Consider the following 21371-nt stretch of genomic DNA (forward strand, 5'->3'; position numbering starts at 1 on the left):
TCGAAAGGGGAATGGTTGCGTGTCGATAAAAGACGCAGCCTGCCTCCCGATCACCGCCCGCCGCAGCCACCGGCATTTCGCCGGTGTTCCGACTGTTCCACCTCGAAATTCGAAGCGGAACCGGATGGCAGCAGCAAACCATGCGGGGCGCGGCTTGTCGTTCGGAAATACGACACGCTTTGTGGCCGTAACGACACCGGCTTTCGCCAGCCGTCACTGTCGCGTTATCGGTCGATGGATTTCCTCAAGCGGCCGGCGGCGTCCTGAATATATTGCCAGGCAACGCGACCGGAGCGGCCGCCACGGGTGGTCGCCCATTCCAGCGCTTCGTGATGCAGGGTTTGCCGATCCAGACCCAGATCGAAGTGTTCGGCATAGCTGTCGATCATCGTCAGATAGTCTTCCTGGCCGCATTTGTGGAAGCCGAGCCACAGGCCGAAGCGATCCGATAGAGAGACTTTTTCCTCTACCGCTTCCGACGGGTTGATGGCGGTCGATTGTTCGTTTTCCATCATGTGTCGTGGCAGCAGATGGCGGCGGTTGGAGGTCGCATAGAACAGGACATTATCCGGCCGCCCTTCAATACCACCGTCGAGCGCCGCCTTCAGCGACTTGTATGCCGTGTCGTCATGATCGAAGGAGAGATCGTCGCAGAACAGGATGACCCGCTGATCCGAGATTTTCAGTATGTCGAGCAAAGCGGGCAGGGTGTGGATATCCTCACGATGCACTTCCACCAGTTTCAGGGGAACGCCGCTTGCAGTGCGCACATCTTCGTGAACCGCCTTGACCAGTGAGGACTTGCCCATGCCGCGTGCGCCCCACAGCAGCACGTTGTTGGCGGGAAAACCATCGGCGAAACGCAAGGTGTTTTCATGCAGGATGTCACGCACATGATCGACGCCGCGAATGAGTTTGAGCGCGATGCGGTTGGGGCGGGGGACCGGTTGCAGGAAGGAATTGACCGGCGACCAGACAAAACAATCCGCTGCATTCCAGTCGTTTACGGCGGGGGCCGGGCCGGCCAGCCGCTCCACGGCAACGTTCAGCCGGCGCAGTTCGGCAAGAAGCAGGGTGGCCGTTTCTTCTCGAATCATGGTGTTTCTTCCGCTTGTCTGGTGTTCAAAACTCTGTTTTGCGACCGGCCTAGCATGGCGTTTCCGGCCCATAAAGGTTAAGAGGTCCGGAATCGGTACGGCGTGGGCCTTGCATCTGTTGCAATCCCGGCGTTCCCCACTATATTCCGGCGGCTTGAAAGCTGGGGCGGCATACGAGGTCGTGCCGTAATCGTTGAGGAGTTTTATATGTTCATTAGTCAAGCTTTTGCCCAGGACGCTACGGGCGGCGCATCGGCCTTCGGTTCCGGCCTGGAAATGCTTTTCCTGTTTGCGCCCCTTATGGTCGTCTGGTACTTTTTCCTCATCCGCCCGCAGCGCGCGCAGATGAAGAAGCGCCAGGAAACGCTGACCAGCATTCGCCGTGGCGATCAGGTCGTTCTTGGCGGCGGCATCGTTGGCAAGGTGACCAAGGTCATCGACGACAGTGAACTCGAAGTCGAAATCGCCGAAGGCGTGAAAATCCGCGCTGCCCGCGCTTATATTGCCGAAGTGCGTGTGAAGGGTGAAGTGGTCAAGACGGAAGCCGCTTCCTGATCCTGCCGGATAACCGGACGCCCGATTGCGAATTTTGACGGGTTGCGCTGTCCGCGCAACCCCAACCCTGACCGAGATCGAAATGCTTCATTTTTCCCGTTGGAAAACAGTCTTCATCTGGCTGCTTGTGCTGGCAAGCGTCTTCATCGCCTCTCCTAACCTGTTTTCGGAAAAACAGCTGGAGAGCATGCCTGCCTGGTACAAGGACAACAAGGTAACGCTCGGTCTCGACCTTCAGGGCGGCTCGCACATCATGCTCAAGATCGAGCGTTCCGACATTGTCAAGGAACGGCTTGAGACGATTGTCGGCGATGTGCGCACGCAGCTTCGCGACGCCAATATCCGCTATTCGGGGCTAGCCGGCAACGGCCAGCAGATTCAGGTTCGCATCAGCGACCCCGCCCAGCTGGAAGCCGCCAAGACGGCGCTTCGCGATCTGACGCAGCCGGTATCCGCCGGAACGCTGGTCGGCGGTTCCATCACCGAAGTGACGATGAGCGATGGCGGCGACAATCTGCTGCGGCTCAATCTCACCGACGAAGGCGTTGATTACCGCCTGTCATCGGCCGTGTCGCAGTCGATCGAAGTCGTGCGCCGCCGCGTCGACGAAGTTGGCACCACCGAGCCGCTCATCCAGCGTCAGGGTTCTGACCGCATCATCGTGCAGGTGCCGGGCCTTCAGGATCCGCAGCGCCTGAAATCGCTTCTCAACCAGACGGCAAAGCTGTCCTTCCGCATGGTCGACACCACCATGCCGGTGCAGGAAGCGATGAATGGCCGTCCGCCCGCAACCTCAGAAGTTCTTTATTCGCAGGACGATCCGCCGGTTCCCTATCTGGTGGAGCGTCGTGCTCTCGTTTCCGGCGACAATCTCGTGGATTCGCAGGCGAGCTTCAACCAGCAGACCAACGAGCCGGTCGTCACCTTCCGCTTCGACAGCCGCGGCGCGCAGCGCTTTGCGCAGGCGACGCAGCAGAATGTCGGCAAGCCTTTCGCCATCGTGCTTGATAATCAGGTGATTTCCGCACCTGTCATCCGCGAGCCGATCATCGGCGGTTCGGGGCAGATTTCCGGTAATTTCTCGGTGCAGGGTGCAAACGACCTCGCGGTTCTCTTGCGTGCGGGCGCACTTCCGGCCACGCTGACCGTCGTTGAAGAACGTACCGTCGGCCCGAGCCTCGGTAACGACTCCATCACCGCCGGCCTGACGGCCAGCGCCATCGGCGCCGTCGGCGTCCTCATCTTCATGTTCGTCTTTTATGGCTTCTTCGGCCTGCTGGCGAATATCGCCCTCATCGTCAACGTCATCATGCTGCTCGCTGTGTTGAGTGTGATCGGATCGACGCTGACCTTGCCGGGTATTGCCGGTATCGTCTTGACCATCGGCATGGCCGTGGATTCGAACGTTCTGATCTATGAGCGAATACGCGAGGAGGTGAAGAGCGGCAAACCGCTGATCCAGGCTTTGGATAATGGCTTTACCCGCGCCTTTGCGACCATTATCGACGCCAACCTGACGACGCTGATCGTCGCAAGCGTGCTGTTCTACATGGGTACCGGCCCGGTCAAAGGCTTCGCGGTTACGCTGGCCGTCGGTATCATCACCACCGTCTTCACGGCCTATACGCTGACGGCGTGGATGTTCGGCTACTGGGTTCGCCGCAGCCGCCCGAAACATCTGCCGAAGGGTGTCCGCACCGCCATGTTCGATGGCCGGGACATTCCCTTCATGCGCTACCGCCGCGTGGTGTTCATGATCACCGGCGTGATCATGCTCGCCTGTGTCGGCGGTTTCGTTGCCAAGGGCCTGAACCTCGGCATCGATTTCCAGGGCGGTTCGGTCATCGAAGTGCGCGCCAAGCAGGGTGACGCCGATCTCGCCGATATTCGCGATCGTCTGAACCAGCTCAATCTCGGTGAAATCCAGGCGCAGAATTTCGGTACGCCGCAGGATGTTCTCATCCGCATCCAGGCGCAGGACGGCGGCGAAAATGCCGAGCAGTCCGCCATCACCATGGTGCGCGGCGAGCTTGAGGACAAATATGACTTCCGCCGCGTGGAAGTCGTCGGTCCTGCCGTTTCCGGTGACCTGACCGTTACCTCCACGATCGGCGTTGTGCTCGCCATGGCGGCGATTATGGTCTACATCTGGGTTCGCTTCGAGTGGCAGTTTGCACTCGGCGCGGTCATCTCGATGGTTCATGACGTGGTCTTCACCATCGGCCTGTTCGTCTTCCTGGATATAGAGTTCAACCTCACCAGTATCGCGGCGATCCTGACGATCATTGGTTATTCGCTGAACGACACCGTCGTTATCTATGACCGTGTCCGTGAAAATTTGAGGCGGTACAAAAAGATGCCGCTGTCGATGATCATCGATGCGTCGCTGAACCAGACCCTGTCGCGCACGATCCTGACTGGTCTGACTGTCCTTCTGGCGCTTCTGGCACTGTATCTCTTCGGCGGCGAGGTCATCCGTTCCTTCACCTTCGCCATGCTGTTCGGTGTCGGTATCGGCGTGTTCTCCTCGGTCTATATCGCGGCTCCGGTGCTGATCGCCTTCAAGCTGCGTCCCGACAGCAAAGATGCGGAAGACGAAAAGGATGAAAAGCCCGGTAACGCCATCGGCGGCAAGCCTGCCGTCTGATGGCCGGCGGGATCGAAATACGCCCGGCCCATTTTCCCGGCCGGGCGCCCATCGATGCCTATGGCAATGGCGGTTTCCGTTTTGCCGACATGTCGCATCGCGGCTCGCTTCTGCTCGTGCCTTCCGGCATTCATGGCTGGGAGCCGGTCGATGCGAAAGAATTGACCGTCGGGCATTTCGAAAAGGTTCTGGCGGAAGCGCAGGACATCGAGGTGCTGCTGATCGGTACGGGTGACGGCATGCGTGTTCTGCCGAAGGAACTGCGCGCCGCCTTTAAGGAGGCGGGCATTTCGGTCGATCCAATGAGCACGGGTGCTGCCGTGCGCACCTATAATATCATGCTTTCGGAATCGCGCGCCGTAGCTGCGGCGCTGATTGCCGTCGAAGGCTGACAGGACGTTTCGCGCGGGGAACCATGGCACCCACAGAAAATCTTGACGTCTGCCTCGCGACGCTGCGCGACACTGATCGTGACCGCTATCTCGCCTGTCTTCTGTCTCCCGCCGATAGACGCAATTCTCTGGCGGCGCTTTACGCTTTTAATGCTGAAATTGCCCGTATCCGCGATTCCGTGCGCGAGGCGTTGCCCGGCGAAGTGCGCATGCAATGGTGGCGCGATCTGCTTGAGGGCAATGCGCATGGCGACAGTCTGTCCCATCCCGTTGCCGCGGCTCTTTTGACGGTTATCGAGCAATATCGCCTGCCGCGTCCGGTGCTGGCCAATATGATCGAGGCGCGCATCTTCGATCTCTATGACGATCTGTTCGAGGATCGCAACGCGCTTGAGGGTTATGCCGGGGAGACCGCTTCCGCCCTGATCCAGCTGGCGAGCCTCGTGCTCTCGGCGGAAGACGCTCCGGCAAGTGCGGAGGCGGCCGGACATGCGGGCGTCGCGCAGGCCATGGCCGGAATTCTGCTGCTGATGCCGCTGCATCGCCGTCGCGGGCAGGTCTATATTCCCGCCGACATGCTCTCGGCCGCCGGGCTTGATCGTGAGACCTTTCTCAAAGGTGACGACAGGCAACGCATCGGCATCGCCATTGAGCTATTTGCCGCCCATGCGCTCGATCATCTGGAAAAGGCAAGACGCGCGAAGATTTCCAGGGCCGTCTTTGCCGCCTATCTGCCTGTTGCCCTGTCTGGACCGGTTATCGTCGCCGCCAGAAAGGCCGGGGTGGGCGTGTTCGACGGTGAGTTGCAGCTGTCGCAGCTTCGCCGGCAATGGCTGCTGGCAAAGGCGTCGTTCCTGAAGCGCTTCTGATTTTCGATCCGCGCCGCGTCGTTCGTAAGCCACACTTCACACAAGTCTCGATCTCTATGAACCTGAATCAGGTTCGCGTCGTTTGATTCGCGAGTCGTGATGTTTCGGTGCTGAGGGAGCGTCCCCGATGAATATGGCGATCTGGATTATCGTCTTCGTGCTGCTTTCGGTCTTTGCCGTTTATGCCTGGCGCATGACGCGGGCGACGGATGAAGACAACAGTCATGATGTGGGGCAGGCGATCATGGATTTCGCCCGCGCCTTTCCCAATGAGGCGATCCGAAGCCTGCATATGACGGTGGATGGCGGTGCGGCCTTCGTGCGGCTGCACGACAACAAGGCCGGCTTCATGCGCAATATGGGATCGCACTATGTCTGCGTGATGATCGACCCCGAGCGGATCAGGGTCGAGAGCCTGGAAAGCGGCGACGGTTTTGTCGTCACCTTCTTTGACATGCCGAAATATAGCGGCTCATACCGCTTCAAATCCGCCGGTGAAGCGGCCGAGGTTTCCTTGTGGCTGCTTGGCAGCCTTGTGGAGGCGCAGGACCATCATGATGAGGGACCGCTGCCCTCCGGCACCTGAGCCCTCGTCATTGCCCGTCGAGCGGCGGGGTGGCTTGGGCCTGCTTGCTTTCCCGCCAGATGATGAACAGGCCGGATGCGACGATGATGAGGATGCCGAGCCATTTTGACGGCGTCGGGAAATCCGAAAACAGCGCATAACCGAGAACCGTCGCCGAGATGATCTCGAAATACTGGAACGGCGCCAGAAGCGACAGCGGCGCAAGCCTGAAAGCCCTGACAATCAGCAGGTGCATGTAGCCGGATATCGACCCCAGCAGGATGAGCAGGACAAGCGCAAAGCCGGATTGCGGAAGCGACATCGTGAAATCTTTGTCGCCCAGCGCATCGCCGGCCAGAAGCACTGCGCCCATGAAGATCGTTCCGGCAATGCCGGACATGGTCTGCATGACCAGCGGACTGTCGGCATCGCCGATGGCGCGGTTCAGGAACAGGTAAAGCGTATAGAGAAAGGCGCAGGCGACCGGCAGCAATGAGGTCCAGCCGAAGATTTCAAAACTCGGCTGAATGACGATCAACGCACCGCCGAAACCGACGACGATCGCCGTCCAGCGCTTCCAGCCGACTTTGTCACCGAGGAAGAGGGCCGACATCATCGTCAACATGAAGGGCTCGACGAAATAGATTGCAAAGACATCGGCGAGCGGCATGTACTTGACGGCGGCAAAGAACATCAGGCTTGCCGAGGCATGCAGCACACCGCGCAGACAGTTCATCCACGGGCGTTTAGCGCTGAACAGGGCTTTCGGCGAGACCAAGAGCAGCAGCGGCAGGGTGCAAACCACCTGAAAGAAGAAGCGGTAAAAGGTCACCTGCGCCGGCGACATGCCGCCGCTGACCGCCATATATTTGGCAATCGCATCCATGACCGGCAACACGAACATGCAGCCCGCCATGATGGTCATGCCCTTGGCGACGTCGCTGAAACCGGTCTGGCTGGTCATGGGTAAGGCTGCGCTTTCGACCAGAAGGTCCAACGAGGAAAGGGGCGCCGGTAGGCAGCCCCCTTCTTCAAAGGTCAGGCGGCTTTCTGGCGGGGCAGGCTCTTCATATCAATGACAAAACGATAACGCACATCGCTTTTTATCATGCGTTCATAAGCGTCATTGATCTGACCGATATCGATCATTTCAATTTCGGCGGCGATGCCTTTTTCGGCGCAGAAATCCAGCATTTCCTGGGTTTCGGGAATGCCGCCGATCATCGAACCGGCAAAGGTCTTGCGGCCGGGGATGAGGCTGAAGGCGTGGACGGAGAGCGGCTTTTCCGGCGCGCCGACCTGCACCAGGGCGCCATCGCGTTTCAACAGCGCGAGATACGAATCGATGTCGTGATCGGCGGCAACCGCGTCGATGATGAGGTCGAGGCTGGAAGCGGCCTTCTTCATCTGTTCGGCGTCGCGCGAAACGATAACCTCATGCGCGCCGAGTTTCTTTGCGTCTGCCGCCTTGCCGGGCGAGGTGGTGATCATCACCACCGTCGCGCCCATGGCATTGGCGATCTTGACGGCCATATGACCAAGACCGCCGAGACCCACGACGCCGACACGCTTGCCGGGGCCGGCATTCCAATGGCGCAGTGGGGAATAGGTGGTTATGCCTGCGCAGAGCAGGGGCGCTGCGGCTGCCGGATCGAGTCCTTCTGGAATGTTGAGCACATAGCGGTCATCCACCACCACATGGGCGGAATAACCGCCGAGCGTATGCGCGCCGCCGCCCATGGCCTTGTCGGGCGAATTATAGGTGCCGGTCATGCCGTTTTCGCAATATTGCTCCAACCCTTCGGCGCAGCTCGCGCATTCACGGCAGCTATCGACGATACAGCCGACGCCGACACGGTCGCCTGCCTTGAACTTTGTGACGTCCGAACCCAGCCGGGCGACCCGGCCGATGATTTCATGGCCGGGAACGCAGGGATAAAGGGAGCCCGGCCATTCGCTGCGGGCCGTGTGGATATCCGAGTGACAGACGCCACAGAATTCAATCTCGATTTCGACATCGCGGGGACCCGGATCGCGGCGCTTGATCGTCGCGAGCTTCATCGGCGAAGAACCGTCATCGCAGGCATAGGCGGACGTTGTGAACATGGTCGTTCCTCCTCTTGTGGTGATCGATGCTGGAAACTCCGGCCGGCGCCAAAGGTTGCGGTGAGATCAGCCGCCGGATCCGGCCTCGGGCACTGCCGGGCCGAAAACCTCCTCGAAGGCCTCGCGCAGCAGAACGTCGACATCGCCGATCATAACCGGCAATCCGAGATCGACAAGGCTGGTGACGCCATAGGCGCTGATGCCGCAGGGAACGATGCCGGAGAAATGCCCGAGGTCGGGGTCAACATTGATCGACAGCCCGTGAAAGCTCACCCATTTGCGCAGACGGATGCCGAGTGCGGCGATCTTGTCCTCGGCCATGCCGCCACCGGGCAGAAGAGGTTTTTCCGGCCGCCTGACCCAGACGCCGACCCGATCCTCGCGCCGCTCGCCGCGGACATTCATCTTGTCGAGCGTGCGGATGATCACATCCTCCAGTGCCGCCACATAGGCGCGGACATCCTGACGGCGTCGTTTCAGGTCGAGCATGACGTAAACGACCCGCTGCCCCGGGCCATGATAGGTATATTCACCGCCGCGGCCCGTGGCGAAGACGGGAAAGCGATCCGGCTCGATGAGATCGGCGGCGTCGGCGCTGGTGCCGGCGGTATAAAGCGGCGGATGCTCCAGAAGCCAGACAAGTTCGTCGGCCTCGCCGCTGGCGATGGCCGCAACTTCGCGCTCCATTTCCTCGACCGCCTGTCCGTAAGGGACGAGACCGTCGGAGATTCGCCAGCGAACGGGCGGCGAACCGGCTACGGGTAGCATATTTGTCTCGATATCCGTGCGTGTGAGCATGAAAAAGTCCTTTCCACAGCCTTCTCGCAAAATGGCGGGACGGCGGCAACCCCAGCATTTCCGGGCTTCCTGCATATAGGGTGGGCCAGGGTGATTTTTAATTTCAAAAAACTGTCACGACGCTCTTGTGCACCGAAAATCCTTTTGCTACATGCACCCCCGTCGGCGCAAGTCGACGCCTACCACGATGCGGTCGTGGCGGAATTGGTAGACGCGCAGCGTTGAGGTCGCTGTGGGGCAACCCGTGGAAGTTCGAGTCTTCTCGACCGCACCAAAGAAACCCGCTTCGGCGGGTTTTTTCTTTTTTAGCCAATTGGTTAGGTCTTCGCTTTGCGAAGCGGGAAGGTCTATCGGTGTAGATCGGGCGTGATCCGGCTGCGTCAATGTACCTTTAACTACAGCCGGAGCGCTATGCGTTGAGGGCGGCAAAATTATAGATCTGCCAGTCGGGATTCAGCGTCGAACAATATTCGAAGCAGTCCCGTTTTCCTGATGGTTTCCATCACCGACCCGATAGGGGTCACCATCCATGACCTGATCCATTCGCCAGCCGCTTCCGCGATATGGACTTTCCCACGTCTGACAACCTGTGAGAACGACAGTCATCGTCAGCAGTCCAAAAGTAAGAGCGGTTCGCAGCATATTAACCTCCTTCGAAATGTTATCGCAAAGCTATGTAGGTGCAGGCAGGGCGCTTTGCGATGTCTCTCCAGGATTTATCGGTCCTTTGAGAACAATATCGGGATTCGATCGTTATAAAATTTCGGTGGATATCGATGCACGCTGCAGTAGCTGGACGGTTCCCCCTACAAAAACGAGGGGTGGAATATTAGAGGTCTAGTGTTAGCTTTTGTCAGAAAAAAATGTCCGGGGGTTTTCGTGCTGGGAGACAAGACGGATTCGGACAATGCGCTCGGTTATTATATGTGGAGCATTTCCGATAACAGGCTGATCATGGATGCGGTGACTGCGGAATGCCACGGGTTCTCCGAACCGGCGGCGTCGCGCGGGGTGACGATCGAGGAAGTCCTTGAAAAAATTGATGTGGAAATGCGCGATCGCGTGGCTCAGGCCATTTTCGACAGCATAACCACCGGTGTGTTCTTCGATCAGCGCTACAAGGTCAATTTGCCGGATGGTTCAGTGCGCTGGATCGTGGCGAAGGGCAGGGCGATTTTTGATGCGGACAATACACCGTTTCTGGGTATTGGCAGCGTTCGGGATATTACGCTCAAGAAACCCTACCAGTTCGAGCCTCGCCAGTAGCCTACAGGTTTCTCACAAAAAGAGGCGGCTTTCGCCGCCTTTTTCATTCGCGCTTCACCGGGACATCAGAAGACCGCGAGATATTTCAGCAACGAAATAATGCCGATGATGATGACGATGATCTGCGCGATCTGTTTCGCGCCGCCGCCGACAGGCAGTCGTGCGATGAGCCACAAGACGAGCACGATCACCAGGAAGGTGATCAGAATGCTGACGAGCGTAGATGTAACCATATGTCCCAGCTCCCTTTTTAATCAATCTCAACGGCCGTTCACCGTTGCGTGAGTAAAAGCGCGAAGCTAGCTTTGGTTCCATCGACTGAAATTAGCTATGGGGCAGGACGTGAATCAGTTCAGGGTCAAGAAGCGGCCGACGGGGGCAGTGGTTACGCTTGCCCGTCTTGGGCATCCGGATGTCGTTACGGCGACCGGCGGTGCACTTAAGGTGGTTACGGCGGCTTCAGAACCCGGTTTCAACCCGCTTGATCTTCTCTATTCGTCGCTCGCCGCCTGCCTGGCGCTCAGCGCCCGCATAGCAGCCAGCAGCATGGGGCTGCTTGACCGTTTCGAAAGGGTCACGGTGCATGTTTCCGGGCAAAAGGCGGACGAGGAGCCTTCGCGTATAATCCGTTTCGATATCCGCATCGCGATAGAGGGGGATTTTGATGAGCAGACACGCGCCGCAATCGCCCATGCTGCCGAGGATATCTGCACCGTCAGTAACACACTGAAGGGTGACGCTGAATTCGTGATGTCGATTGCCGACTAATCATCAAGGCTTGCGGGACTTTTCCCATTTTTTCACCAGCCGGTCGCGCTTCAGCTTCGAAAGGCGTTTAAGCCAGAAAACGCCATCCAGCTGGTCGATTTCGTGCTGGATGCAGATGGCGTGAAATCCCTCTGCTGTCTGCCGATGCTCCGCGCCTGATATATCCTGAAACTTCACCTCGACCTCATCCGGCCGCTCCACCTCATCCGTGAAACCGGGCATGGAAACGCTGCCCTCTCCATGACGCATGGTCTGGGTGGACTGGGCGATGATTTCAGGATTGATGTAGGTCAGGACGGTACCCGGCGTCAGCTCCAGCACGAAAACGCGTTGTTTTATGCCGATATGGGCGGCGGTGATGCCGACACCGGGCGCGGCGCGCATGGTGTCGATCAGATCTGTCACCAGATCCTGCAGATGATCATCAAAAGCGGTGACCGGCGTGCAGATTTCGGACAGGCCGGGATGGGGATAGGGCAGGATCGGCCTGATTGCCAAGGGATGCTCCGTTCGTTTCAAATCCGGGAGGAGGACCCGGCCAACGCCTGTCCTTCCGCCGTTGCCTCCAGAAAACTGCGTTGCGTGCGGGCATCGCGTTTCGTTACCCGCACGAAGCGGGGCGACAGGGCAGCGATTTCGCGCAGAACGAGGGCATGCGCAAGCCCCAGCCTGTTGGCGATGCTGCGACTATCCGTGGCAATATCGAGATGGATTGCCAGAAGGATTGCGGCACCCGTGGCCGTCAGTTGCTGCGATTGCCCCCGAATCTGTTCCACCGCCGCCATGAAGGCGGCAGCGGATTGCTCTTCATCCATCAGGAAGCGTCCGGTCGCAGGCGGATGGAGACCAGCACCGATTTCGATGTTGGTGTGAAACTGCCATCACCATAACTTGACAGCGGCACCAGCACGTTGAGTTCCGGATAATAACCGCCAATGCTGCCCTGCGGGATATTATAGGGCACCAGCCGGAAATTTTCAGCAACGCGCTCCACGCCGTCGCCATATTCGCCGATGACGTCCACACGCTGGCGGGAGTGGGCACTGAGCGTTTCCATGTCCTTCGGGTTCATGAAGATAACGTGGCGTTCGCCATAAACGCCGCGATAGCGATCATCCATGCCGTAGATGGTGGTGTTGTACTGATCGTGGCTACGGAATGTCTGCAGCACGAAGAGGTCATCGCGCGTCAGCGCCTGCTGATGTTCGGTCTGTTCGGGCAGCGGGCCGCTATAGAAGGTCGCCTTGTTCGTCGGCGTGTTCCATTCCCGTTCAGACGCCGTGTTGCGCAGATGAAAACCGCGCGGCACACGGACGCGCTCGTTGAAATTATCGAAACCGGGAATGACCCGCTCGATCATGTCGCGGATGAGGTCGTAATCATCGGCGAGCGCCTTCCAGTCCACATGGACATTGCCGAGGGTTGCCTGGGCAATGCCGGCGACGATGGCGACTTCGGAACGCAGTTCGTCCGAAGCGGGCGGATTGATGCCGCCGGAGCCATGTACCATGCTCATGGAATCTTCGACGGTGACGATCTGCGGACGGCCCAACGAATTCAGATCGATTTCTGTTCGGCCAAGACAAGGCAGCACGAAGGAGGTTTCGCCCGGTACCAGATGTGAATGGTTGAGCTTGGTGGCGATATTGACCGTCAACTTCTGCTTTTCGAAAGCCTTGACGATCAGCGGGCTGTCGGGTGTCGCCCGCATGAAATTGCCGCCGAGCGCGATAAAGGTCTGAGCCTCGCCATCCAGCATGGCAGCAACGGCCTCGACGGTGTTGTGGCCGGGCTTGCGCGGCATGGGAACGCCGAGTTCTTTCTCCAGCGCATCGAGAAGTGCGGGCGGGGCTTTTTCGTCAATGCCGACGGTACGGTCTCCCTGCACGTTGGAATGGCCACGCACCGGGCAAAGGCCAGCGCCGGGACGGCCGATATTGCCGCGCAGCAGCATGAAGTTGGTGATTTCCCGCACGATAATGACGGAGTGCCGATGCTGGGTGACACCCATGGCCCATGTGGCGATGACGGAACCGGCATTCATGTAGATGCGCGCAGCTTCCTCGATTTCGGCGCGGGTGAGGCCCGACTGATCGAGAATGGTTTCCCAGCTTGTCGCGTCCACGGCAGCACGGTAGGCCTCTAACTCCACCGTATGTTCGGCGATGAAATCGTAATCGATGATGGCGGGTTCACCCGCAGCCCTTGCGGCATCGTCGGCGGCGAAGACCGCCTTGCTCATGCCGCGGACCGCCGCCATGTCGCCGCCCTGACGCGGCTGATAATAGTTGGTGGCGATCCTGGTGTTGCTGCCGGTGATCATCTCGATCTTGTCCTGCGGATCGGCAAAACGCTCCAGACCTTTTTCGCGAATGGGATTGAGGACAGCAATCCTCGCACCGCGAAGGGCTGCCCGGCGCAGATCACCCAGCATGCGGGGGTGGTTGGTGCCGGGGTTCTGGCCGATGACGAAAATCGCATCGGCCTGCTCGAAATCCTCAAGCAGCACCGTGCCCTTGCCGACACCGATCGAGGCTTTCAGGCCAACGCCGCTTGCCTCGTGGCACATGTTGGAACAGTCGGGGAAATTGTTGGTGCCGAAAAGCCGCACCATCAATTGATAGATGAAAGCGGCCTCGTTGGATGCACGGCCGGATGTATAGAATTCCGCCCTGTTCGGATTGTCTAGGCTGTTGAGAATCCGGCCGATTTCGGCAAAGGCGTCGTCCCACGAGACAGGCAGATATTTGTCGGTTGCCCGGTCATAACGCATGGGATGGGTGAGGCGGCCCTGTTTTTCCAGCTCGTAGTCAGACCAGCCGCGCAGCTCGGAGACTGTGCGGGTAGCGAAAAAATCCGGCGGCACGCGCGCTTCCGTTGCTTCCCATGCAACCGCCTTGACGCCGTTTTCGCAGAATTCGAAGGAAGACCCGTGTTCGGGATCGCCCCATGCGCAACCCGGGCAATCGAAACCATCAGGCTGGTTCGCCTTCAACAGCGCACGGGCGCCGGAAAGCGGCGCGCCGGACTCCATAAGCCGTTTGCCCACGCTTTTCAGCGCGCCCCAGCCGCCTGCGGCCGAAGATGCCTTGCCGATGAAATCCGTCTTGCTCATTGCTGTGTTTTTCCTGAAATCTGCGTGATCGGCCATGTAGTGAATGAGGCCGATCATATGTAAAAAAGCTTCTTCAGAATCGCCTTTAGGCGACATATGTCAATCTTTAACTTGCCGGTTTCTGCGGAACAGTCGGGCGTTGCGGGGCGTTGTGCGAAGTGCGGCGCCGGGCCTGTCGGATGCGTCACCATGGGTACGGCGCTTCTGGATTGTTGTCTCGCGAAAGGGTGGTTCATGACATTTTCGTCGCAGTTGCGAGGCTTGTTGTTTTCCGCCTATCCGGTTGTTGACAATGTGCTTTTTAACGCCATTCTGCCTGCGCATTCGTGCACTGCGGCATTTCGAGAATAGGGGGACGCCAGATGACAGACCGTGACGACGATCTTGCCGCTCCCGAAGAGTTGAGGCCGACAGAAGCACCCTCCGACATCTATGCCGAGGACGGGTCCGTCCGTTCGGATTTTCTGGCTATGGTGGGTGCAGCGATCGCCGATCGCGACCTCTTGTTCCTGCGCAAGAATGTGGCGCGGCTGCATGAGTCCGAACTCGGCGACGTGCTGGAATCCATTCTGCCCGAACAGCGCCACGCGCTCGTGCGGCTTCTCGGTTCCGATTTCGACATGACGGCGCTGACCGAGGTGGATGAAGGCATCCGCCTCGATATCGTTGACCAGATGTCGAACGAGCAGATCGCCGCCGGTATCGGCGAGCTGGATTCGGATGACGCCGTTTATATTCTAGAAGACCTCGACGACGAGGATCGCGAGGATATTCTCTCGCAGCTGCCGTTCACAGAACGCGTGCGGCTGATGCGGGCGCTGGATTATCCGGAAAGCTCGGCCGGCCGCCGCATGCAGACGGAGTTCGTCGCCGTGCCGCCGTTCTGGACCGTGGGCCAGACCATCGATTATCTGCGCGAGGAGGAGGAGCTGCCTGACTCCTTCACGCAGATATTCGTCATCGATCCCACTTTCAAACTGGTCGGTGCGCTCGATCTCGACAAGGTGCTGCGGGCCAAGCGTCAGGTGAAGATCGAAACGATCATGCACGAGACCAACCACTCCATTCCGGCGGAAATGGATCAGGAAGAGGCAGCGCAGGTATTCGAGCAATACGACCTTCTCTCCGCCGCCGTGGTTGACAATAACGGCCGACTGGTCGGCGTTCTCACCATCGATGACGTTGTCGACGTCATCCAGGAAGAAGCCGAAGAGGATTTGCTGCGCCTTGGCGGTGTGGGTGACGAAGAACTGTCGGACAGTATCGCCAGCACTTCGCGCTCACGCGTGCCCTGGCTTGCCGTCAATCTTCTCACCGCTTTTTTGTCTGCCTCCGTTATCAGCCTGTTCGATGCGACCATCCAGCAAATCATTGCGCTGGCGGTTCTGATGCCGGCGGTTGCCGGCATGGGTGGCAATGCCGGATCGCAGACCATGACCGTGTCCGTGCGCGCGCTGGCGACCAAAAGCCTCGATATTCACAATGCTGCCCGCATCATCCGGCGCGAAGCGGGCGTTGGCATTCTGAACGGCCTGCTGTTCGGCTGCGCCATTGGCATCGTTGCCGGAATCTGGTTTCAGGATATCCATATTGGTGGCATCATCGCCACGGCCATGTGTCTCAACATGCTGGCGGCGGCGCTGGCCGGCATTCTCATTCCGCTGGTTCTGGACAAGTTCGGGGCCGATCCTGCTGTCTCTTCGGCGGTGTTCGTGACTGCGGTGACCGATATTGTCGGCTTTTTCGCCTTTCTGGGCATTGCGACCTGGTGGTATGGTATTTCCGGGTAGCCGGCCGGCGAAAATTGACTTTTACGTGAAGGTCAAATAATATTATCCGGTGATGAATCGGATAGGCCCTTGGACAAGTATTATAGCATAACCGAACTGACACGCGAATTCGGTGTTTCCACCCGCACCTTGCGTTTTTACGAGGATGAGGGCCTCATTCACCCTGAGCGCCGCGGTCGCACACGGCTTTTCAGGGCAGCAGACCGCCGTCTCATTCAGGAAATCCTGCGCGGCCGCCGTATCGGTTTTACGATCGCCGAGATTCGCGAGATCATTCACGTCTACAAGGAGCCGCCGGGCGAATCGGGTCAGCTCGTGCTGCTGATGAAGAAGGTAGACGAAAAGCGCGCCGACCTGCGGCAAAAACGCAAGGACATCGAGGAGACACTGGCGGAACTCGACAATGTCGAAGAGGCCTGTCTGACGCGGCTTGCCGAAATCGGCGTCGGGACTTGAGCGAAATTTGGGGCGATATTCGCGCTGGGTTATCGTTTAAGAATTAATATGTCTCCTCCGTCATCCTCGGGCTTGACCCACTGCTGTCCGGTTTAAATTTCCGCGCAAGCTGCATTACCCTTGAAGTCGTTGGTGAAGGGCGAACATTCACTCAACGTCATCCTCGGGCCTGTGCCGAGGATCTAACCAAATTGAATAAAATCAATACGTTGGCAGATCCTCGGGACAGGCCCGAGGATGACGTCGGCGCAATTGGCATGACTTTCCTTCCTATCGGACGACGCCGAGTACAGATGGGAACGCTCGAAAATGTGGGCTCGGTTTGGCCCACTCGTACCTACTGCGCCTCAACCGTACACTGCTGCGCCAATTCGCTGACCTTCGTCTGCTGATCGGCGCTGAGCTTGCCTTCCATCATGATGTCAAACAGGCTTTCCGCCTGCAGTTTCTCCAGCGTGCAGCCGCAGAAACGTTGGCACAGTTCCACCCCATTCGCCTGTTCGACGCAGCTTTTTTCGCAGCTGGATTTGTAAAGCTCGACCTGATCAACGGGAGGAGGCGGAGCCACAACCGACAGGACATAAACGAGGCCGATCAGCACCGGTTGGTGAATGAGGTAGAAGGCCAGGCTGTGCCGGCCGGCGCTGGCGACCAGATTGCGTGGTGAGCTGGGGTTGCGAAAACGATCCAGCCAGCCGCGAGGGGTGACAAGTTGCGAGACGCCAAGTCCGGCAAGGAATGGCGCGAGCCAGGGCAGCAACGGCACATAGTCGTTGGAGCGGGGCGGCATGGTGGAAAAGCCGATCCAGGCCAGCCATTTCGCATTAAAGAGGTCGGATTGCAGATATTGCGGCAACGCCAAGGCGATCACCGCAAAAAGCAGCGTCACGAGTGCCGGCGCGCGCAGGAACAGCAGCCCGACGAGACTTGCGGCGGCGATATTGTGCAGGATGCCGAAGAAGATGAAGCTGTCGGGAAAGGCGAAATAGGTGGCGGCGGTAATCAGCAGCGCCGAGCCTGCCACCATGGCGAAACGCTTGCCGAAGGACGGCCAGTTCAGGCCTTTGCCATGGGCGAGAAACAGGCTGAAACCGGCCAGAAACAGGAACGAGGTGGCGATGGCGCGGGCATAAAGTTTCCACAGGCCCGTGGTTGCCGTGCCGGGTTCGAGATAGCCGAAATATTCCAAGTTCCACGTGAAGTGGTAGGATGCCATGGCGAGAAGCGCCAGCCCGCGCAGGGTATCAAGACCGCCTATTCGGCCCCTGCGACTGGTTTCAGTGACGGCTACGTTTGTGTCCATGTTTTCCGCTTTTCATGAGACCGGTATTCATTCGGGCTTGGCCCTTGAAGTGCGGCTATTTCAAGGCCGGTTGTCTTCCATGATGGCGCGACGCGCCTCGGAAAAGAACTGTCGGCGCAAGAGCGCCACGATGATGATGACGGTGCTGGCAATGAAGACATAGGGGCTGATGAACCAGCCGAGATAACCGATGGACAGAAAGATCGTCCGCAGGCCGTCATTGAAGTTCTTAGCAGCGATGATGTTCATCTTTATGACATTTTCGGCGGCACGCTCGGCCGCCTCGCGGTCCGCACCGGCATCATGGACCATGGGAATGGCGCCGAACAGGATCGTGCAATAGTTGAACAGGCGGTAGGACCAGCCGAATTTGAAGAAGGAATAACCGAACAGACAGGTCAGCCCGATGACCTTCAGTTCGAAGGCCGTGCGCCCGGAATAATGCACGAAAGGCATGTCGCGAAACACCGATTCGACCTGTTCGGTGGCGCCCAGCAGAGCGAAACAGCCGCCGATGGCGAAGATGGAGGTGGAGGCGAAGAAGGCCGTGCCGTTCTGCAGACCGGCCATGATCTGCGTATCGATCATCTTCAGGTCGCGTTTGAGCGAATTCATGATCCAGTCCCTACGGCGCCCGGCCATGGCCTGATTGAGGCTGGTTCGCGAAAACAGCGTTCTTCCCGTTGTGACATGTGTATAGGTAGCCCACAACAGGATGAAAACGACGATCGATATGTAGTCCATGATGGTCATCACGGCAGGCCACCTTGCTGTTTGCGAATCTTGGAAAGCATATTGATTTGAAGGCTATGGCAAGGCAATGGCGACGGCCTCGGTGAGCGAATATTCTCACCGCGCGTTGCCGTGTCATCATCTCGTTTTCTGCTAACCTTCCGGTAACCATGTGGCTTTATCAATCGCTCTCGCGGACGACAGGTCTGCCGGTTCCGGGTCAGGTTTTGCGTACCGGTTCCGCCTTATATCGTGACACTATCTCCGGCAGATTGACAGGATGGCCGTTCGCACCTAGCCTTGCTTGAAGGACCGGTGTTTCCGGCATCCGGAGTTGCCACGGCTTTGATATGTCCCGCATCGTGCGGACAGGTTTTGACGTCTCCGGTCCGGTATCAGCGGCAGTCCGGCATGAACAACCGGGGGACGCCTTTTTCTACGAATCGTTCCCTTCATGGCCGCCTGTCTCTGGCTTGCACCATTGCAAATACGCCGGTCCGTTTCATTTTCCTCATTCAGGTTTCCGATGACAGATAAAAACCGCTCCGTTTTCATTCTTGGCGGGGCGCGCTCCGGCAAGTCGCGTTTTGCGGAAGAGCTTGCGGTAAATGCCGGCGGAAGCCTGCATTATCTGGCCACCGGCAGGCCTTGGGATGAGGAGATGCGTGACCGCATCGGCCATCATCAGGCGCGGCGCGGCGGTGAGTGGACGACCCATGAAGCGCCGGTCGACATAGTCTCGGTGCTCGCGCGCCTCGACCGGCCGGAGAATATCGTCCTCATCGACTGCCTGACATTATGGCTCACCAATCTTATGATGGACAATGCCGATATCGAGGCCGCCTTTGACGTTTTGGCGGCGGCAATCGCATCGGCCAAAGCGAAGCTGATTCTCGTCTCCAACGAGGTCGGTCTTGGCATCGTGCCGGAAAACCGCATGGCGCGTGAATTCCGCGATCATGCCGGCCGGCTGCACCAGCGTATCGCGGCCATTGCCGACGACGTCTTTTTCGTCGCCGCCGGGCTGCCCCTGAAGATGAAGGGCTGAAGCGACACCTGTAAAAGCAGGCTCGCCATCACCACTCATTTTTTGCCCTTCCGCAAATTCCCCTCATAATGCCGCGCCCTGTTTTGCCGGGGCTGCGACAGCTTTGCTTTCTTGATCTGGATCAAGGTGGCGTTGCCCTGCCGGTGGCAATGCTCCAACCGACGCAAAGGCGCGTTTCCGCTCTCCCAGGCGCACAACCTGCCTTTCGTCGGTCGGCTTGCACGTTGGGGGAAACCAACAATGAATTACACGTTAGAAACCGCGATCGTGGCCCTCGGGGCCTTTCTCGCGTTGCTTGGGGCAGCCTTTGCCCATGACAGTCTTTTTGCCGCCCATATGTGGGTGCTGTTCTTTACACTGCTGGTCAGCACGGTGCTTCTGCTGCGCCGTGTCTCCTTCGCGCCTGTCGATCCGGCCGCGCTCGCCCGCCGCAAGTCGGAATATTTCGATGAGGTGGTGAAATACGGCGTCATCGCCACGGTATTCTGGGGTGTCGTCGGTTTTCTGGTCGGGGTTGTGGTGGCGCTTCAGCTTGCCTTTCCCGATCTCAACATCGCACCCTATTTCAATTTTGGCCGCATGCGGCCGCTGCACACATCGGCGGTGATCTTCGCTTTCGGCGGAAATGCGCTGATCGCCACGTCCTTCTATGTTGTGCAGAGAACCTGTCGGGCGCGCCTCTTTGGCGGCAATCTCGGCTGGTTCGTGTTCTGGGGTTATAACCTCTTCATCATCATGGCAGCCACCGGTTACCTGCTGGGCATCACCCAGGGTCGCGAATATGCCGAACCGGAATGGTATGTCGATATCTGGCTGACCATCGTCTGGGTCGCCTATCTCGTTACCTTCCTCGGCACGATCTTCATGCGCAAGGAGCCGCATATCTATGTGGCGAACTGGTTCTATCTCGGCTTCATCGTCACCATCGCCATGTTGCACATCGTCAATAATCTGGCGGTGCCCGTGTCGTTCCTGGGCGTCAAAAGCTATTCGGCGTTCTCGGGCGTGCAGGATGCGCTGACGCAATGGTGGTACGGCCATAACGCCGTCGGCTTCTTCCTGACCGCCGGCTTCCTCGGCATGATGTATTATTTCATTCCCAAGCAGGTGAACCGCCCGGTCTATTCCTACCGCCTGTCGATCATCCACTTCTGGGCGCTGATCTTCATGTATATCTGGGCCGGCCCGCACCATCTGCACTATACCGCGCTGCCGGACTGGGCGCAGACGCTCGGCATGGTGTTCTCGGTGATGCTGTGGATGCCTTCGTGGGGCGGCATGATCAACGGCCTGATGACGCTTTCGGGCGCATGGGACAAGATCCGCACAGATCCCGTCGTGCGCATGATGGTGATGGCGGTTGCCTTCTACGGCATGGCGACCTTCGAAGGTCCGATGATGTCGATCAAGGCCGTCAACTCGCTCAGCCACTATACCGACTGGACCATCGGCCACGTGCATTCCGGTGCGCTCGGCTGGAACGGCATGATCACCTTCGGCGCGATCTATTACCTGACGCCGAAACTGTGGGGCAGGGACCGTCTCTACAGCCTGCAACTGGTCAACTGGCACTTCTGGCTCGCCACGCTCGGCATCGTCGTCTACGCCGCCGTCATGTGGGTGGCCGGCATCCAGCAGGCTCTGATGTGGCGCGAATATGATAGCCAAGGCTTCCTCGTTTATTCCTTCGCGGAATCGGTCGCAGCACTGTTCCCCTATTACGTGATGCGTGCACTGGGCGGTCTGATGTTCCTCAGCGGCGCGCTGATCATGGCCTACAACGTCACGATGACCATCCTCGGTCATCAACGCGAGGAGGGCGCCCGCAAGGACGCGGCTCCTTCGCTGCAGCCTGCTGAATAAG

Annotated in this window: 21 protein-coding genes and 1 tRNA gene; 12 read left to right on the plus strand and 10 right to left on the minus strand. The window is 58.7% G+C overall.

Annotated elements, in window-relative coordinates:
* Positions 1-224 precede the first annotated feature (224 nt).
* Complete coding sequence (locus ACQZ5F_RS05615) at positions 225-1097, minus strand: ATP-binding protein (RefSeq protein ID WP_052818400.1); 873 nt, start codon at positions 1095-1097, stop codon at positions 225-227.
* 207 nt (positions 1098-1304) lie between these two features.
* On the opposite strand from ACQZ5F_RS05615, the gene yajC reads away from it, so the two are divergent.
* From yajC to ACQZ5F_RS05640, 5 genes are all read left to right on the plus strand, one after another.
* Positions 1305-1652: a preprotein translocase subunit YajC gene (gene yajC / locus ACQZ5F_RS05620; protein ID WP_046800095.1), complete on the plus strand. Its 348-nt coding sequence runs from the start codon at positions 1305-1307 to the stop codon at positions 1650-1652.
* 82 nt (positions 1653-1734) lie between these two features.
* Positions 1735-4299, plus strand: a complete 2565-nt coding sequence (gene secDF, locus ACQZ5F_RS05625) for a protein translocase subunit SecDF (protein ID WP_225339815.1) — start codon at positions 1735-1737, stop codon at positions 4297-4299.
* Positions 4299-4691, plus strand: coding sequence for an Mth938-like domain-containing protein (locus ACQZ5F_RS05630; protein ID WP_046800097.1), 393 nt, complete (start codon positions 4299-4301; stop codon positions 4689-4691). Before secDF ends, ACQZ5F_RS05630 begins: the two co-directional genes overlap by 1 nt.
* A gap of 23 nt (positions 4692-4714) precedes the next feature.
* Complete coding sequence (locus ACQZ5F_RS05635) at positions 4715-5560, plus strand: phytoene/squalene synthase family protein (RefSeq protein ID WP_225339816.1); 846 nt, start codon at positions 4715-4717, stop codon at positions 5558-5560.
* A gap of 127 nt (positions 5561-5687) precedes the next feature.
* Positions 5688-6146 (plus strand): hypothetical protein, encoded by a 459-nt coding sequence (locus ACQZ5F_RS05640; protein WP_046800099.1) that lies wholly within the window; start codon positions 5688-5690, stop codon positions 6144-6146.
* A 7-nt stretch (positions 6147-6153) separates the two neighbouring features.
* Here ACQZ5F_RS05640 and ACQZ5F_RS05645 read toward each other — a convergent pair whose 3' ends face one another.
* The 3 genes from ACQZ5F_RS05645 to lipB form a co-directional block, all read right to left on the minus strand.
* The gene (locus tag ACQZ5F_RS05645) at positions 6154-7089 is read right to left on the minus strand and encodes a DMT family transporter (RefSeq protein ID WP_046800116.1); all 936 of its coding nucleotides are present in this window, start codon (positions 7087-7089) and stop codon (positions 6154-6156) included.
* A gap of 74 nt (positions 7090-7163) precedes the next feature.
* Positions 7164-8231, minus strand: a complete 1068-nt coding sequence (locus tag ACQZ5F_RS05650) for an NAD(P)-dependent alcohol dehydrogenase (RefSeq protein WP_046800100.1) — start codon at positions 8229-8231, stop codon at positions 7164-7166.
* Between the two features lie 66 nt (positions 8232-8297).
* A complete protein-coding gene (gene lipB, locus ACQZ5F_RS05655; RefSeq protein WP_046800101.1) occupies positions 8298-9029 on the minus strand; it encodes a lipoyl(octanoyl) transferase LipB in 732 nt (243 codons plus the stop codon).
* A 189-nt stretch (positions 9030-9218) separates the two neighbouring features.
* Here lipB and ACQZ5F_RS05660 point away from each other — a divergent pair.
* Positions 9219-9303, plus strand: a tRNA-Leu gene (locus ACQZ5F_RS05660).
* Positions 9304-9869: 566 nt separating this feature from the next.
* Positions 9870-10295: a PAS domain-containing protein gene (locus ACQZ5F_RS05665; protein ID WP_080842082.1), complete on the plus strand. Its 426-nt coding sequence runs from the start codon at positions 9870-9872 to the stop codon at positions 10293-10295.
* 65 nt (positions 10296-10360) lie between these two features.
* Here the strand turns inward: ACQZ5F_RS05665 and ACQZ5F_RS05670 are convergent, their stop codons facing one another.
* Entirely contained in the window at positions 10361-10528 is a 168-nt protein-coding gene (locus ACQZ5F_RS05670) for a Thivi_2564 family membrane protein (RefSeq protein WP_003495928.1), read from the minus strand.
* 109 nt (positions 10529-10637) lie between these two features.
* Between ACQZ5F_RS05670 and ACQZ5F_RS05675 the strand changes: the two genes are divergently transcribed.
* Positions 10638-11063 (plus strand): OsmC family protein, encoded by a 426-nt coding sequence (locus tag ACQZ5F_RS05675; protein ID WP_137084268.1) that lies wholly within the window; start codon positions 10638-10640, stop codon positions 11061-11063.
* A 3-nt stretch (positions 11064-11066) separates the two neighbouring features.
* Here the strand turns inward: ACQZ5F_RS05675 and ACQZ5F_RS05680 are convergent, their stop codons facing one another.
* From ACQZ5F_RS05680 to ACQZ5F_RS05690, 3 genes are read right to left on the minus strand one after another with little or no spacing between them, the layout of a single operon-like run.
* The gene (locus ACQZ5F_RS05680) at positions 11067-11561 is read right to left on the minus strand and encodes a peptide deformylase (protein WP_137084266.1); all 495 of its coding nucleotides are present in this window, start codon (positions 11559-11561) and stop codon (positions 11067-11069) included.
* 17 nt (positions 11562-11578) lie between these two features.
* Positions 11579-11878: a hypothetical protein gene (locus ACQZ5F_RS05685; RefSeq protein WP_046800105.1), complete on the minus strand. Its 300-nt coding sequence runs from the start codon at positions 11876-11878 to the stop codon at positions 11579-11581.
* Positions 11878-14178, minus strand: coding sequence for an FdhF/YdeP family oxidoreductase (locus ACQZ5F_RS05690; RefSeq protein ID WP_225339817.1), 2301 nt, complete (start codon positions 14176-14178; stop codon positions 11878-11880). The genes ACQZ5F_RS05685 and ACQZ5F_RS05690 overlap by 1 nt, the downstream gene beginning before the upstream one ends.
* A 362-nt stretch (positions 14179-14540) precedes the next feature.
* On the opposite strand from ACQZ5F_RS05690, the gene mgtE reads away from it, so the two are divergent.
* Positions 14541-15968 carry a magnesium transporter gene (mgtE, locus tag ACQZ5F_RS05695; RefSeq protein ID WP_046800118.1) on the plus strand — a complete coding sequence of 476 codons (1428 nt, stop codon included), beginning with the start codon at positions 14541-14543 and terminating at the stop codon, positions 15966-15968.
* A gap of 69 nt (positions 15969-16037) precedes the next feature.
* A complete protein-coding gene (locus tag ACQZ5F_RS05700; protein WP_046800119.1) occupies positions 16038-16424 on the plus strand; it encodes a MerR family transcriptional regulator in 387 nt (128 codons plus the stop codon).
* 337 nt (positions 16425-16761) lie between these two features.
* Here the strand turns inward: ACQZ5F_RS05700 and ACQZ5F_RS05705 are convergent, their stop codons facing one another.
* Both ACQZ5F_RS05705 and ACQZ5F_RS05710 read right to left on the minus strand, forming a co-directional pair.
* A complete protein-coding gene (locus tag ACQZ5F_RS05705) occupies positions 16762-17727 on the minus strand; it encodes a heparan-alpha-glucosaminide N-acetyltransferase (protein WP_448731063.1) in 966 nt (321 codons plus the stop codon).
* Between the two features lie 60 nt (positions 17728-17787).
* The gene (locus tag ACQZ5F_RS05710) at positions 17788-18480 is read right to left on the minus strand and encodes a DUF599 domain-containing protein (protein ID WP_052818408.1); all 693 of its coding nucleotides are present in this window, start codon (positions 18478-18480) and stop codon (positions 17788-17790) included.
* Positions 18481-18985: 505 nt separating this feature from the next.
* Here ACQZ5F_RS05710 and cobU point away from each other — a divergent pair.
* The gene (cobU, locus tag ACQZ5F_RS05715) at positions 18986-19507 is read left to right on the plus strand and encodes a bifunctional adenosylcobinamide kinase/adenosylcobinamide-phosphate guanylyltransferase (protein ID WP_448731064.1); all 522 of its coding nucleotides are present in this window, start codon (positions 18986-18988) and stop codon (positions 19505-19507) included.
* Between the two features lie 240 nt (positions 19508-19747).
* Positions 19748-21370, plus strand: a complete 1623-nt coding sequence (ccoN, locus tag ACQZ5F_RS05720) for a cytochrome-c oxidase, cbb3-type subunit I (protein WP_052818410.1) — start codon at positions 19748-19750, stop codon at positions 21368-21370.
* The last annotated feature ends 1 nt before the right edge of the window (position 21371 follow it).

The sequence above is a fragment of the Agrobacterium sp. 22-210-1 genome (assembly GCF_053522525.1).

Bases quoted from the DNA above. Each gene is read 5' to 3' on its own strand.
- ACQZ5F_RS05615 (WP_052818400.1), bottom strand. From the start codon at position 1,097: ATGATTCGAGAAGAAACGGCCACCCTGCTTCTTGCCGAACTGCGCCGG.
- yajC (WP_046800095.1), top strand. From the start codon at position 1,305: ATGTTCATTAGTCAAGCTTTTGCCCAGGACGCTACGGGCGGCGCATCG.
- secDF (WP_225339815.1), top strand. From the start codon at position 1,735: ATGCTTCATTTTTCCCGTTGGAAAACAGTCTTCATCTGGCTGCTTGTG.
- ACQZ5F_RS05630 (WP_046800097.1), top strand. From the start codon at position 4,299: ATGGCCGGCGGGATCGAAATACGCCCGGCCCATTTTCCCGGCCGGGCG.
- ACQZ5F_RS05635 (WP_225339816.1), top strand. From the start codon at position 4,715: ATGGCACCCACAGAAAATCTTGACGTCTGCCTCGCGACGCTGCGCGAC.
- ACQZ5F_RS05640 (WP_046800099.1), top strand. From the start codon at position 5,688: ATGAATATGGCGATCTGGATTATCGTCTTCGTGCTGCTTTCGGTCTTT.
- ACQZ5F_RS05645 (WP_046800116.1), bottom strand. From the start codon at position 7,089: ATGACCAGCCAGACCGGTTTCAGCGACGTCGCCAAGGGCATGACCATC.
- ACQZ5F_RS05650 (WP_046800100.1), bottom strand. From the start codon at position 8,231: ATGTTCACAACGTCCGCCTATGCCTGCGATGACGGTTCTTCGCCGATG.
- lipB (WP_046800101.1), bottom strand. From the start codon at position 9,029: ATGCTCACACGCACGGATATCGAGACAAATATGCTACCCGTAGCCGGT.
- ACQZ5F_RS05670 (WP_003495928.1), bottom strand. From the start codon at position 10,528: ATGGTTACATCTACGCTCGTCAGCATTCTGATCACCTTCCTGGTGATC.
- ACQZ5F_RS05685 (WP_046800105.1), bottom strand. From the start codon at position 11,878: ATGGATGAAGAGCAATCCGCTGCCGCCTTCATGGCGGCGGTGGAACAG.
- ACQZ5F_RS05690 (WP_225339817.1), bottom strand. From the start codon at position 14,178: ATGAGCAAGACGGATTTCATCGGCAAGGCATCTTCGGCCGCAGGCGGC.
- mgtE (WP_046800118.1), top strand. From the start codon at position 14,541: ATGACAGACCGTGACGACGATCTTGCCGCTCCCGAAGAGTTGAGGCCG.
- ACQZ5F_RS05705 (WP_448731063.1), bottom strand. From the start codon at position 17,727: ATGGACACAAACGTAGCCGTCACTGAAACCAGTCGCAGGGGCCGAATA.
- ACQZ5F_RS05710 (WP_052818408.1), bottom strand. From the start codon at position 18,480: ATGACCATCATGGACTACATATCGATCGTCGTTTTCATCCTGTTGTGG.
- cobU (WP_448731064.1), top strand. From the start codon at position 18,986: ATGACAGATAAAAACCGCTCCGTTTTCATTCTTGGCGGGGCGCGCTCC.
- ccoN (WP_052818410.1), top strand. From the start codon at position 19,748: ATGAATTACACGTTAGAAACCGCGATCGTGGCCCTCGGGGCCTTTCTC.